The following is a 13508-nucleotide window of genomic DNA, read 5'->3' on the forward strand; positions in this document are numbered from 1 at the left end:
ATGTAATGTTTTTCGATCCGCTAATCGTCATGCAAACAAACGGGGAGATTATAGATCTTATCTGGAAAATAACTGAAAAGGAGAATTAATCTTGAAAAAAATGTCTTTAGTTTTTGTGCTTTGCATATTATTGATAGCCGGCTGTGTGAAGACACAGCCGGCTTCGGAGGTTTCCGAAGTTTCTTCTCTAGCGTCTGCAAGCAGTGAAGAAATGGGTTCTTCGGAATCGACAGTTTCGGAGGATTCCAGCATTATTCCGGAATCGAATACTGCTGTTTTTGAATACGGTGATTATGAATATGAAATTGTTGGTGACAGCATTACTATTGTGAAATACAATGGTGACGATGAGGAGCTTGTAATTCCTGATACGATGGACGGGCTTTCGGTGACCGTGATTGGAGAGGGCGCATTCAAAGAAAATGAAACCTTAAAAAGTGTGGTAATTTCGGACAATGTTATCCTAATTGATAAAGCCGCTTTTCGCAAATGTACAGAGTTGGAAAGCGTTCAATTTGGGGAAAACGTTGAAGAGATCGGTGAAGGCAGCTTTTCGGCTTGCCAAAACCTGAAACAAATTATTATAAACAATAGCTTAAAAACAATTAAAAAATCTGCATTTGACGGTTGTCTAAGTCTTCAGGCACTTGATTTGCCGGAAAGTGTTGAGAGCATTGGAGAAATGGCTTTTGAGGTATCAGGGATTAAGAATTTCGTGTTTCCAAATAAAATTAAGGAAATAAACAGGGGAACATTTTATTTATCGGATTTAGAAACAGTTGTTTTACCGGAAAACGTTGAAATTATCGGAGCTGCATTTGCCGCGACAGCGATTACCGAGATATTTATTCCCGATAGTGTTATTTCAATCAGTGATTATGCTTTCGATGAATGCTCAAGGGAATTAGTTTTGCTTTACGACAACAATCTACTTGTCCCGCAATATGCAGAGAAAAACAACATTCTGTGTTTTCAAATTGATGAATATGACCCGATACTTACAGTGGTATTGGTAAACGGCAAGCCCTTGAATGACGATGAAAATATCGGAATCAGTCAGGAGGATTATAACATTGTAAAAAGACAGAATAATTTTACTATAGAATGGTTTGAATATGCTGTTTCAAACGACTATATTTGTTTTTTAGCGAATGAAGAACGGACAGATGAAACGATTAAAGCAAAATTAACAAAAGCCGCCACGCTGTTGTATCAATGCGGAATTACCGATTTTGACCCGGAGAATATTGAAAGTGCGGATTCTGATTATCTTGATAAAATGGCCACTTTGGCCATCTATTCGAGATCTGAAGACGGAACCGAAGTAGATGATAAAAAGGGATCCTCCGGTGTCATTTTTGTGGATGACAGAACTTTTTATTACTATTATACAATTTTCTTTGGTGTTGACCCCGATTTTTCAAAAATTACAGGACATTCGCAGCAGCAAAAGGGGATTTGGTATTACCCGAAGGAGTTTTCGGAGGTGCAGACCGAGGTGTTGGCGTTTTCAAGTGACGCCGAGAAAATGGAATATACTTTAACGTTGCGTTTTACTCCGGAAATCGGAACTCCTATCAAAAAAACATTTTCTTTCATAATGACGGAAGAAGACACTATTGGCGGTGAACAATACAGGATTACTTTGACGGGGATTTATTAAACAAAGGGATTTTTCTTAAAGAAAACCACGAATGGCGCCGGAGCATTTTGCTCCGGCATCATTTACAATATGGGAAAATTATGCTATACTACAGGCAAGAGGAATCACTTTTCCAATGTTATAAATTTGCGGAGCAGGGGATATTTGATGAAAAAAATAGTATGTGTATTGTTGATGATCATATTTCTGTGCGGATGTGCGACAGCGAATTCAGCAAATTCTACAGAAAATTCTACAAGTTCTGAGAATTCCGCGAGTTCTGAAAATCCTGTAAGTTCTGCAAGTTTTATAAATTCCGCAAGTTCCGAAAGCGCAGAAGAATCCGAATTGATCTATATGAGCTTTGATTCTTTTGGTGGTGAGAGCAGCTACGATGTCGCTGATTTTATAAACAACCCTTGGGACAATCAGTTATATGAGGATATACACGTTGTTTTTCGATTTGAGAAGCAAAACGGGCAATTAATATTAACAGGCATCTCAAGTGAAGATGGATCTCACAAGCAAGGACAGTTTCTTACCCTCAATGACCCGGACAACTGGGGATGGAAAAAGTTTAGAACAAGCGAGTATTTTCAACGAGCGATTATATTTCTATGTGATGAAGAAGGTATCAAAGAGTGTTTCCGGGAAAACGGCATTGAGAACATCCAAAAGATGGTCATTTTAGATGGTCCGAATGTAGAAACAGGTTATATCATTACAGCAATCACCGAAACGCAAGCGTATTTTATGACAGTACCCATATCGAATGAGAAATACGGTGATTATATATTTCAAAAGGTTTATACACAGGATGAATTTTTGAAAATTTTCAACCCCCGGTCGGCAAAAGTTTTTATCAATGAACAAGAAATAACATTTTTAACGACGCCTTTATTTGGCTACACATTCCTTGAAATAGATTTGTTTGAATTTTTAGATGCGCTTGATATTCAATATACTTATGACGAGGAGAATAATATAATCAGCTCAAACGAAGTAATCTTACAAATTAAAGAATACAGTGATGGTTCATATTGCGTGGATATATTTAAAAACGGCAGTGAGCATGTGGATGGTAAGGGAGGCGCGAGATATGAAAATGGGAAATATATCGGAAACTTATTATTTTATGATGAATTATGCCGCGTTTTGGGGTATGATATGGAATTGCACTATGATGATTACAGCGTGCGGATTGTGAAAAGCTGATCGGCGTTTGAATTTCAAGCAGGGCGTTTACCCTGCTGAATTTTTTAATAGCGGATTTTAGGTGGGATATGAAACGAGAACCGCATTTTTCGGAAAAGGAATATTTCTGACCGAAAAAGCGGTGAAACGCGGATAAAGTGATTGACAAGCTTGCGTTATTTGGATATAATGTACCCTATGGGTTTATGCCCGTTCGTTTAACACAAAGGAGGGAAGAGTATGCTTAGGACATACCAGCCGAAAAAACGGCAGCGGCAGAAGGAACACGGTTTCCGCAAGCGCATGAGCACAGCCAACGGGAGAAAAGTGCTTGCCCGCCGCAGAGCCAAGGGCAGACACGTCCTGTCCTATTAAAGATGCGGGTCGGTAACGCCGTTGCACTGCGCAACAACTGGGAGTTTCACCGTGCATACAGACGCGGGAAATGCGTTGCCGGGCCTGTATTGATCTGTTATTGCTTCAAGGGAAAAGGCCGGCGCACCCGCATCGGGGTCACGGCCGCGAAAAAGATCGGGTCTGCGGTGGAGCGAAACCGCGCACGGCGCGTGATTAAAGAGGCCTACCGCAGCATCTGTCCGCGGATTGACGGCGGTTGGGACTTGGTATTCGTCGCCCGTGAGGGCACGGGGAAGAAAAAAAGCCCGGAGATCGCCGCCGTGATGCAGGCACAATTGAAAAAGGCCGGTGTGCTTGCGTGAGAAAGCTCTTTATCGCGCTGATCCGCAGCTATCAGAAAATTCGTCCGCCTTGGTCGAAAGGGAACTGCAAATACTATCCCACCTGTTCCAATTACGCCATTGAAGCATATGAGACCTATGGGACCGTCGGCGGCGGTTTGCTTGCGGTATGGCGCATCCTGAGATGCAATCCGTTTTCGAAAGGCGGAGTCGATCCGGTGCCGAATCGATTTTGGATTTTTCGCAACCGCAAAACAGAAAGCATGAAAGGCAAGAAATGAGATGGATTTGATAACGGCATTCGGGACCGCTGTGTCCGGTATAGTGAAAATTGTCGCTGAGGCGGCTGCTGCTTCCAATGCGATGACCTTTTGGGATTACGTCGTTCTCCCACTGGGTGCAATCTTCAAGTTTTGCTATACGATACTGCCTAACTTCAGCTTAGCGGTGCTGCTGTTCGCAATCATCTTCAAAGCCGTTCTGTTTCCGCTCGACATCAAGCGCCAGCGCTCTCAAGCCAAAATGGTGCGGTTCCAGCCCAAAATCAACGCTATTCAGAAAAAGTACGCTACCGATAAGCAGCGTCAAAACGAAGAGATTCAAAAGCTCTATACCGAAGAGGGTTATAATCCGATGGGCGGCTGTCTGCCGTCGCTGCTTCCACTGCCGATCTTTCTCGGACTCTACCGGGTCATCGTGCGGCCGTTGTCCTTTTTGGCCGGCTCGTTATTCGATATCGGCACTCGTGCGGCTCAGGTGGTAACAGATGTTGCAACATTAAAATCCCATGTGACGATTGCGGGAATGACAACCTACAATCAAGAACTTTATCTTTTCCGTTATCTCAAAAGCAATCCTGAATGGTTTACAGGTTCCGGTTTGATTGAACCGGCCTCCCATTTGGATATGTCGCTGTTCGGCCTTTTCAAAAATTTTGATCTGAGTTTAGGCGTCGGACAGGAAGGGGCAAGTTGGATTTATTGGGTCTTCCCGATTCTGACCGTCCTCGCCAGTGTCGCCAGCTCCTATTACATGGGCCAGATCAACAAGCGTAACAACGAGGGTATGTCGGGTGCGAATGCCGCAGCAAGTCCGTTCATGGTGATCGGTATGCCGTTACTGACCGGCCTCATTACCTATCGGTTTCCGGCCTGCGTGCTGCTGTACTGGATTTACAACAGTTTGCTGATGCTGGGTTCCACAGTGATTTTAAACAAGTTCTGGCCGATGAGCAGGATGGTCGCCGAATATGAGGCAAAGCTTGAACAGATGCGGCTGAGCGGAAAGCCGGTTACCAAAACTTCGCAATTCCGGGACAAACTCGCACAGGCACAAAAAGCTACCGATGAAAAGCAAACCCGGTATAACGATTATGTAGATAAATCAAAATCCCAGAAAAAAGAACTGGAGCGCAGATTGATCGCCAAGGCACGCGAAGAGGAGCTCGCCAAGCAGGGTGAGGTGTACGAGGAAAAGATCGATCCCAAAGCGCGGGATTTGATGGAAAAGCAGATGGAAAAAGACCGTATCAAAGCGGAAAAAGAAAGAGCGAAAGAGACCCCGGCGAATGCAGAAGCACGCGCCGCTTATATCAAAATGATGGAGAGCAAGAAAAAGAGGGGCAGGAAGTAGCTCGGGAGCTTAGGAGGCATTTTAATGAAAGAGATCACCGCGACGGGCAAGACCGTTGAGGATGCGGTTGCAAGCGCGCTGAAGCAGCTGGGTGCAACCGAAGATCAAGTTCAGATTGAGATTATTTCACGCGGCAGTAAGGGTGTCTTAGGGATCGGTTCGACCGAGGCACAGGTCAAAGTCACCTTATTGGGCAAGGAAGATGCAGTGGCTGACGGAGAGCAGTATCTGTGCGAAATCCTGAACGCGATGGGCGTTGACGAGTATGATGTCGAAATTAAAAGGGATGCGGAGAGCGTCACCTATAATATTACCTCCGACGGCGACGTCGGCTTTGTAATCGGTTATCACGGCGATGTTTTGGATGCGCTGTCGGCCATCATTTCACTGGCAGTCAACCGCGATGCGGATTACAGGTATCATGTCAACGTCGACTTAAACGGCTATCGTGAAAAGCGGGTTGAGTCACTAAAGGATTATGCCGCACGCGCAGTCGATAAAGCCAATTCGAGTGGTTATGTCACGGTTGCGAATCCGATGAAACCGTTTGAGCGTATGATTCTGCACACTGTCGTTCAGGAGAATTCGGACGTGGTGTCGTGGTCGGAGGGCGAAGAACCCCGCCGCCGGGTCATCATTGCGCCTCTTTCCAAGGTGAAGAAGGTCGGTGACAAATACGAGCGCATCGATAAGCGGGATAATTTCCGTAAGCGCGACGACCGGCGTTCGTCCGGTTATGACCGAAATGACCGCGGTGACCGAAACGACCGGAATGATCGCGGAAATCGCGGCGGCGGCAGAGGCGGGAACGACGGACAACGCCCGATCAAGCCCATCAGCACCGGCGATAAGATCACGGTCGGCAGGCCCGTCAGAAGTGATTTCGCGGGCGGTCTTTATTCTAAGATCGAAGTGGATCATCCGAACACGAGTTCGGCTGCGGACCAAAGCACTGATGAATAATTCTGCGGCGGGGTAAACCCCGCCGTTTTACTTTTGATTATTTTGGGGGCAATTATGTATAAAATTGATCGGGATAAAATTGCAAAGGCATACGATCTGGCAAGATCGGCATTTTTAGCCTACGGCATTGATACAGACGCAGCGATTCAAAAATTCGAGACAATTCCGGTCTCGCTGCACTGCTGGCAGGGCGATGACGTCATGGGATTCGAGGATCTTGGGAACATCCACAGCGAAAACGTCGTCACCGGTAATTATCCCGGTGCTGCTCGAAACGGAAATGAGCTGCGGCTTGATATCGATACGGCGTTTTGTATGTCTCCCTGCAAACACCGCGTGAATCTGCACAGCATTTATGCTGAACCGAAAAAGAAGAAGGGGCGGGACGAATACACGGCCGAGGATTTTGAAACATGGATTTCCTGGGCGGTCGGGAACGGTTACGGGCTCGATTTCAATCCCACGTTTTTTAAGCATCCGATGATGGTGGGCGGATTTTCGCTGTCGTCCCGTGATAAAAAGGTACGCGATTTTTGGGTTAAAGTCGGTAAGAATTCCAGAGCAATCGCCGAGGCGATGGGGAAAGCTACCGGCACACCCTGCTGGAACAACATTTGGATTCCGGACGGATTGAAGGATCAGCCGGCAAACCGGAAATTATACCGTAAACTGCTGGCTGACTCACTGGACCGCATATTTGAGGATAAATACGACAGTCAATATGTCGTCGACGTGCTTGAGGGGAAACTCTTCGGCATCGGCACAGAGTGTTTCACGGTCGGCTCGCATGAGTTCTATCTGGGCTATGCGGCCACACATGGCGTCGGAATTACAATGGATACCGGGCACTATCACCCGACCGAGACTGCAATCGATAAACTCTCCTCGGTGACGCCGTTCGTCAAGAACGTGATGCTGCATGTCAGCCGCGGCGTACGGTGGGACAGCGATCATGTTTTGATTCAAGGCGACGATTTGAACGGGCTGATGAGCGAGCTGAAGCGCGGAAACTATTTCGGTCAGGTCGCTGTCGGGCTGGACTATTTCGACGCTCAGATCAACCGGGTCGCGGCTTGGATTATCGGGATGCGGGCGGCCGGAAAAGCGATGCTGACGGCGCTGTGCGAACCCGGCCATCTGCTGGAGGAGGCCGAGGCTAACGACGACTTCACAACGAGACTGGCATTGTTTGACGAATTCAAGAACCTGCCGATCAATCCGGTATGGGATATGCTGTGCGTGCGGCGGGGCGTTCCGGTAGGCGCTGAGTGGATTGAACTGCTTAAAGATTATGAACAGAAGATCTTGTCCAACAGAAAATGATATGGCAGTGAATGATTGGCATATCTGTGGATTGTAAACAATGGGTTTAAGGACACGTAAAGATTGACAAAGCAGAACGGTACGGGTATAATAAAATCGAAATTAAAGTGTGGAGCGTGGTTGTTGTGAGCAGTGTGACCGAAGATATTTCAATGCCCGTCGGCAAATTGGGGATTATCCCGCTGCAGGGCTGCAGCGAAATCGCCTCCCGAGCCGACGGTTATATCAAAGAATGGCGTGAAAGCGAACAGAGTTTCCTCGTCAGCGCATGTTGTCCGCGATTCGGTACCGGTGAGAGCAAGGGGATGATCAATCAATCGGTACGCGGGGACGACCTTTTTGTTTTGTGCGACATCTTCGATTACGGCACCACCTATAACATGTACGGCACCAAAACCCGTATGAGTCCCGACGATCATTACGGTGACCTCAAGCGTATCATCGCAGCCGTGGGCGGAAAAGCCCGCCGCATCAGCGTGATTATGCCGATGCTCTACGGCGGCCGTCAGCATCGCAGAGCTGCCAGAGAGTCGTTGGATTGTGCAATTATGCTGCAGGAACTGCAGAATATCGGCGTCGCCAACATCATCACTTTTGACGCCCACGATTCCCGGGTACAAAATGCCGTACCCTTTTGCGGATTCGAGAACATCAAACCGTATTACCAAATGATCAAAGCGATTTACCGCGCGGTACCCGACATCAAGCTCGACGCCGAACACACGCTCATTGTCTCACCCGACGCAGGCGGAATGGACCGCTGTATGTATTATTCCTCGATTCTGTCGCTTGATTTGGGTATGTATTATAAACGCAGGGACTATTCCAAAATCGTCAACGGGCGCAACCCCATCATAGCGCATGAATTTTTGGGCAATAATGTGAACGGCAAGGACATCATCATCGTCGATGATATGATTTCTTCCGGGGATTCGATTCTTGACATTGCCGAGCATCTCAAAGAAATGGGCGCACAGCGCATTTTCGTCTTTGCCACGTTCGGGCTGTTCTGCGAAGGGATTTCGCGGTTCGACGAAGCCTATGCCGCCGGGCAGCTTGCAAAAGTCTTTACCACCAATCTCAACTATCGGACCGACGAATTGAAGTCGCGGGTTTGGTATGAGGAAGTGGACATGTCCAAGTATATCGCGTTACTCATCGACGCGCTCAACTTTGACCGGTCACTGAGCGATCTGATCGATCCCGCCGCCCGTATTAAGAAATTACTGGCCAAAAAACGGGTTTGAGTACTTTAAAAAGATCAAATTTTCATCACCGAAATTTACTTGTATGTTCATAATATTTTGATAAATTAATTCAGAAATCAACCGGCATTCCATTTGAAAGGACAGAGCATATGGTAAAACGGATATTTGTGATTATCTTGGTCGCCGTTTTTTTGATCGGCGGCTGTTCTCCGAGCGGTTCCGAGACCTCCGTTCCGAAAATCAACTATGAAGATCTCTCACTTCCGACCGATCTCGAGATCGTGGCTCCTGCGTTTTTTTACAACTACGGCGATGACACCTTGACAGTGGACGAACGCAATGAATGGACCGACGCGATGAGTGAACGGTACGGGGTCTATATCACGGTAACCGTACCTGTCGATACGACTTATTCGAGTACAATGCAAGAGGCGTATAACCAGAATATTCACGGCGTGGTTAACGTCGGCGGGCTCGATGTGGTGCAGTATTTCAAGGACGGCGGGGCAATTTTGCCGCTGGATGATTATCTGGCAGACAATCCCGCATGGCTTTCGCTGCCTGAAGAGATGCGCAATATGTATATGATCGACGGTCATATTTGGGCTATTCCGAGCAGCTTTTATTATACGATGAAAACCCGTTCCTTCCGCACCGACTGGCTGGAGCAGCTTGGGCTTGAGGTTCCGACCGATTTGGACAGCTTAAGAGAATATGCGCTTGCGGTTGCGAATTCTGACATTGAAGGCGCTGCGATCGGCGGCGGAGCGGATCTTTCATGGGCTTTGGATATTTTAAACGCGTTTGGCGTGCGCATTGATTCCTCGGGGCAGTTCGGTTATGCTTATGACCCCGAAACAGGCACTTTCATCGACGGGTTTTTACAGTCGGAGGCGGCTGAAGCGCTGCAATACCTTCGTGAGCTCTATGAAGCCGACGCATTTGATACGAATCTGTGGAACATGACGTCTGAAGACGTTTGGGAAGCGCTCGACAACGGGGAATATGGCAGTTATTATACCACCGTCGGCGAAGGTAAATACGGCTACGGAATGTATGCCGCAGCAAATGCCATCTATGAGCAGACTTCGGAATGGCCTACCACCGATGAAAAGTGGAACGAATTGACCACGCTGTATACCGAGATCACTTCACTGTCGAACAACGGATATGAAGTGCCGCAGATTCTGTTCCCTACGGGAAGCGCTTTTGTGTTGATCAACGGTACCGCTCAACCTGCTGAGACCGCGAATTTCTTTGTCGATCTGCTGTATGGTTCGGAACCCAACTATATCGAGGCCTATGTCGGGTTGGAGGACAATATCGTTCGTAATTCCGACGGTTCGATCACACTCAAAATGATGCTCGATGAAGACGCGTCCGAAGAAGCGGGAGAAGGCGTTTATGTCACACGGCATATGGCCAATTTGGTGGGCATCATTGAAGGCGTATATGATTCCGAAAATCTCGAGATTATCGGGAGCGACAATGAGAATGTCCGCATTCGTAAGCAGGAATCGGCGGCATACAACAGTCAGACCATGACCACGGCTCTGAATGCCGAGGACGTGCTGAAGCTGGATCTGCAATATTCATTCCCGGTTTCTCAAACCTTGAATGCCAATGTCAGCGACATTGCCACCGCATTTCACACTTGTTTTGTCAACGCCATCAGCAATGAAGATTATACTGTGCAGCAGGCGCTGAGCGAATATGCCATTGCTATGGAACAGTTGGGCGCACAGCAGGTATTGGTTGAAGCCAACGCCGTCATCGGAAAGACCCCGACACAGAGATATTGATTGAGGATTTTAAAAACCGGCCTCTCCGTTTCGGAGAGGCCGAAGTTATAAAGAAGGTAATTGATTGATGGACACGATTAAAATCACGGACAAAAAAGGGGTAAAGATCATTGCGCATCGCGGCGTCAGCGGGATTGAGACGGAAAATACCAATTCGGCCTTCATCGCAGCGGGAAACAGGAGTTATTTCGGAATCGAAACCGATATTCATAAAACGGGCGACGGAAAATTTGTTTTGATTCACGATGATACGACCGGCAGGGTTGCAATCGACGATCTGGCGGTTGAGAAATCGACGTTTGATACCCTGCGGTCATTGATCCTCACCGACCGTGACGGGATTAAAAGACGCAGTGATTTGCGTATACCGACGCTGGCGGAGTATATAAACATCAACATGAAATACGGAAAGGTCGGCGTGCTGGAACTGAAAAACGCTATGGAAGAAGACGATATTTACCGTATTTGCGATGAAATCGAACGCCTCGGATATATGAACGGTGTAATATTTATCTCGTTTTGTTATGAAAATCTTGTTTACCTGAGAAAGAAGTATCCCCAACAAGCCGCGCAGTTTCTGACCGGTGAATACGACGGCGGGTTGATCGGGCGGCTCAAAGAATATAATCTGGACCTCGATATTCATTACAAAGCGCTCACCGCTGAAAATACCGCTATGCTGAAAGAAGCGGGAATTACGGTCAATTGCTGGACGGTGGATGATTCCGCTGATGCGGCAAAACTGATCGGTTACGGTGTGGATATGATCACGTCAAATATTCTGGAATAGACGAAATTCCATGTTTTGCGGCCGGTGGTTCTTCCGCCGGCCGCTTTTTGTGTATGATAAAAATTCCCACGGCATAACATAGGGTAAAAATGCGGGAGGAAACCGAGATGAAAGTTGCGCTTTTGACCATGTTCAACGGTTTGAGCAATACCTATTCGCTTGTCAACGTCGTTGCGGAACATCTGAAAATGCTGCTTGACGCCGGGATAAGCACAAAGGTTCTGGTCAGTCAGGATTGTTCAGACGAAGAACGGAGGGGTATCTTCGCAGATGAGCGGCTCGAGTGGGTGAAAATCACGAACCGGATCGACGGAAAACGGATGGAATGGCACGATTACGCCCTGCCAAACGGCACGCCGCACGAGACCTTTTTTGCCGAAACGGAGGCGATTGCAGCAGATTTAAAAAACGCCCTTGCCGACGTGGACGTCTGCATTATGCATGATATTCATTATCAGGGCTGGCATCTGATACATAACGTCGCCATTCGAAAAGCGCAGGAAAATCTGCCGAAAGTCAGATTTATCGCTTTTACGCATTCTGCTCCGGTAAACCGGCCTCCGGTTTTGAAATATCCTTTTTCCTGCCGGTATACGCCGATGCCGAATACGGTATATGTCTATCCCACTCATTCCGGGATTCCCGCGCTGGCCAGACAGTACGGCGTGCCCGAAGGCCGGTGCCGGGTGGTATACAACAGCGTCGACCTGATTACCCCCCTGAGCGAAGACCTCAAACAACTGCACAACCAAACGGATTTGTTAAAACCGGATATTTTAATCGTCTATCCGGGCAGATTTACCCCCGGCAAAAAATTCGAGAAAACTGCCGCTTTAGCTGGGGCCATCCGCAAAAAGACGGAACTGACGGTCAAGGTTATTTTTTGCGATTTTCCGTGCATGGACATTGAGCCGGCCAAATATAAGCTCGCCGTCCGGATGGCCGGCTGTCTTTGCGGCCTTGACGAGGAGGATATGGCTTTTACCAGTGATCTCGGCTGGCCACATGGATTTCCGCGAAGCGGCGTTTTTGAACTTTTTACGCTTTCAAATCTTTTTATCTGTCCCTCTTACTCCGAGTCCTTTGGCTTGACGGTGCTCGAGGCGGCAAGCCGCGGGAATTTTCTGGTGCTGAATGAGGCGGTTCCGGCGCTCGAAGAACTCGGGAAACGGCTGGGCGCTTACTTTATGCGGTGGGATGCCCGCAATTTCGGGTTTGACACCAAAGAAGACTATAAGCCCTCGGAACCGGCATATTTGGAAGAACACGCGGCGAGGATCGTCGACCGGATGAGGGACAATGCGGTCTTGCGGGCCAAGACTCTGGTCAGACGCGAGTTCAATCCGGATTGGATTTGGTACAATCAGTTACAGCCGCTGATCGAAGATATTTAGTAATGAGAAAACAGCAAGACCTCCGTTGGGAAGCGGGGGTCTTGCGTTTTTACGCGATAACGTTTTAAGCAACAATATGGGCGTGGGCCGCAACATAGATGGTATCCCCTTCAAACTCGCTTACTTTGACGGTGAAAGTAAAGGTTGAAAAATATCCGTCGGGGTTGGTAACGGTATACTGATAAGGGAAAAGTCCCGGCGCGCTGTTTGTGGGAATCTCATCTTCCGCATAAAGGTGAACCTGATCCATCAGATACGGGGAATTTGTGCTGATTGTCACCAGAAGATCGTCTCCGGAACGGAGCATTTCGACCGATCCGATCGGGATATGCACAGCACCGAGTCCCAAGTCGACGGTTTTTTGATCCTGATCGCTTTCGATATACGTGTATTGTGCGTTGCCGGTGCCGAAAGGGGTTCCGACGGACCACGCGGAGCCGATATCGGGGTCACTCGTCGACGAGGATGAGCTCGAAGAGGAAGAGGTTGTCGTAATACTGGCGGGGATTGCGAGTACATTGTCCAGTTTGAATTGCAAAAGCATTTCCTTTTTGATGATGTCCTTCAGTGCGTGGTCTACGGAGGCATCGGCTGCGAGAAGCTGGTCGAAAGTCGGCGGGGGAATTAATCTGTGAAAACGTCCGAGTGTACCGAGGACATATTGCAGTTTTTCCGCTTCCGCGTCAATCAGGTGCGCAAGACCGAATTCCTCGAAGGCCACCGATGCCAGCAGTAAATTGACGGCATCTTCAAGTGATATATCAACGGGCATTTGGGTGTCCGAAAAATTAGTAAATGACATAAAACATCTCCTTTCAAGGGTTTCACCCCATTGTATTTTACAGGCGCTTCTTTTGTTCCT

The 13508-nt window shown here is 47.8% G+C and carries 13 protein-coding genes; 12 read left to right on the plus strand and 1 reads right to left on the minus strand.

What is annotated here, in order from left to right; genetic code table 11:
• The first annotated feature begins 100 nt into the window (after nt 1–100).
• From PK629_06525 to PK629_06580, 12 genes are all read left to right on the plus strand, one after another.
• Nucleotides 101–1663, plus strand: a complete 1563-nt coding sequence (locus PK629_06525) for a leucine-rich repeat domain-containing protein (protein ID HOP11126.1) — start codon at nt 101–103, stop codon at nt 1661–1663.
• Between the two features lie 147 nt (nt 1664–1810).
• Nucleotides 1811–2857: a hypothetical protein gene (locus PK629_06530; protein ID HOP11127.1), complete on the plus strand. Its 1047-nt coding sequence runs from the start codon at nt 1811–1813 to the stop codon at nt 2855–2857.
• 219 nt (nt 2858–3076) lie between these two features.
• The gene (gene rpmH / locus PK629_06535; GenBank protein ID HOP11128.1) at nt 3077–3211 is read left to right on the plus strand and encodes a 50S ribosomal protein L34; all 135 of its coding nucleotides are present in this window, start codon (nt 3077–3079) and stop codon (nt 3209–3211) included.
• 2 nt (nt 3212–3213) lie between these two features.
• Nucleotides 3214–3555, plus strand: a complete 342-nt coding sequence (gene rnpA, locus PK629_06540) for a ribonuclease P protein component (GenBank protein ID HOP11129.1) — start codon at nt 3214–3216, stop codon at nt 3553–3555.
• The gene (gene yidD, locus PK629_06545; GenBank protein HOP11130.1) at nt 3552–3815 is read left to right on the plus strand and encodes a membrane protein insertion efficiency factor YidD; all 264 of its coding nucleotides are present in this window, start codon (nt 3552–3554) and stop codon (nt 3813–3815) included. The genes rnpA and yidD overlap by 4 nt, the downstream gene beginning before the upstream one ends.
• 1 nt (nt 3816) lies before the next feature.
• Complete coding sequence (yidC, locus tag PK629_06550; protein ID HOP11131.1) at nt 3817–5166, plus strand: membrane protein insertase YidC; 1350 nt, start codon at nt 3817–3819, stop codon at nt 5164–5166.
• A 24-nt stretch (nt 5167–5190) separates the two neighbouring features.
• Nucleotides 5191–6129: an RNA-binding cell elongation regulator Jag/EloR gene (gene jag, locus PK629_06555; GenBank protein ID HOP11132.1), complete on the plus strand. Its 939-nt coding sequence runs from the start codon at nt 5191–5193 to the stop codon at nt 6127–6129.
• A 54-nt stretch (nt 6130–6183) separates the two neighbouring features.
• Nucleotides 6184–7452, plus strand: a complete 1269-nt coding sequence (locus PK629_06560; GenBank protein ID HOP11133.1) for an L-rhamnose isomerase — start codon at nt 6184–6186, stop codon at nt 7450–7452.
• A gap of 152 nt (nt 7453–7604) precedes the next feature.
• Nucleotides 7605–8699 carry a ribose-phosphate pyrophosphokinase gene (locus PK629_06565; GenBank protein ID HOP11134.1) on the plus strand — a complete coding sequence of 365 codons (1095 nt, stop codon included), beginning with the start codon at nt 7605–7607 and terminating at the stop codon, nt 8697–8699.
• Nucleotides 8700–8809: 110 nt separating this feature from the next.
• Nucleotides 8810–10462 (plus strand): hypothetical protein, encoded by a 1653-nt coding sequence (locus PK629_06570; protein HOP11135.1) that lies wholly within the window; start codon nt 8810–8812, stop codon nt 10460–10462.
• 67 nt (nt 10463–10529) lie between these two features.
• Entirely contained in the window at nt 10530–11252 is a 723-nt protein-coding gene (locus PK629_06575; GenBank protein ID HOP11136.1) for a glycerophosphodiester phosphodiesterase family protein, read from the plus strand.
• Between the two features lie 107 nt (nt 11253–11359).
• Complete coding sequence (locus PK629_06580; protein HOP11137.1) at nt 11360–12646, plus strand: glycosyltransferase; 1287 nt, start codon at nt 11360–11362, stop codon at nt 12644–12646.
• A gap of 64 nt (nt 12647–12710) precedes the next feature.
• Here PK629_06580 and PK629_06585 read toward each other — a convergent pair whose 3' ends face one another.
• Nucleotides 12711–13448 (minus strand): hypothetical protein, encoded by a 738-nt coding sequence (locus tag PK629_06585; protein ID HOP11138.1) that lies wholly within the window; start codon nt 13446–13448, stop codon nt 12711–12713.
• Nucleotides 13449–13508: the final 60 nt, after the last annotated feature.

Source organism: Oscillospiraceae bacterium (assembly GCA_035380125.1).
Taxonomy (GTDB): Bacteria; Bacillota; Clostridia; order Oscillospirales; family JAKOTC01; genus DAOPZJ01.

Excerpts from the sequence above, each read along its gene's own strand:
- PK629_06525 (HOP11126.1), top strand. The coding sequence starts at position 101 with ATGTCTTTAGTTTTTGTGCTTTGCATATTATTGATAGCCGGCTGTGTG.
- PK629_06530 (HOP11127.1), top strand. The coding sequence starts at position 1,811 with ATGAAAAAAATAGTATGTGTATTGTTGATGATCATATTTCTGTGCGGA.
- rpmH (HOP11128.1), top strand. The coding sequence starts at position 3,077 with ATGCTTAGGACATACCAGCCGAAAAAACGGCAGCGGCAGAAGGAACAC.
- rnpA (HOP11129.1), top strand. The coding sequence starts at position 3,214 with ATGCGGGTCGGTAACGCCGTTGCACTGCGCAACAACTGGGAGTTTCAC.
- yidC (HOP11131.1), top strand. The coding sequence starts at position 3,817 with ATGGATTTGATAACGGCATTCGGGACCGCTGTGTCCGGTATAGTGAAA.
- jag (HOP11132.1), top strand. The coding sequence starts at position 5,191 with ATGAAAGAGATCACCGCGACGGGCAAGACCGTTGAGGATGCGGTTGCA.
- PK629_06560 (HOP11133.1), top strand. The coding sequence starts at position 6,184 with ATGTATAAAATTGATCGGGATAAAATTGCAAAGGCATACGATCTGGCA.
- PK629_06565 (HOP11134.1), top strand. The coding sequence starts at position 7,605 with ATGCCCGTCGGCAAATTGGGGATTATCCCGCTGCAGGGCTGCAGCGAA.
- PK629_06570 (HOP11135.1), top strand. The coding sequence starts at position 8,810 with ATGGTAAAACGGATATTTGTGATTATCTTGGTCGCCGTTTTTTTGATC.
- PK629_06575 (HOP11136.1), top strand. The coding sequence starts at position 10,530 with ATGGACACGATTAAAATCACGGACAAAAAAGGGGTAAAGATCATTGCG.
- PK629_06580 (HOP11137.1), top strand. The coding sequence starts at position 11,360 with ATGAAAGTTGCGCTTTTGACCATGTTCAACGGTTTGAGCAATACCTAT.
- PK629_06585 (HOP11138.1), bottom strand. The coding sequence starts at position 13,448 with ATGTCATTTACTAATTTTTCGGACACCCAAATGCCCGTTGATATATCA.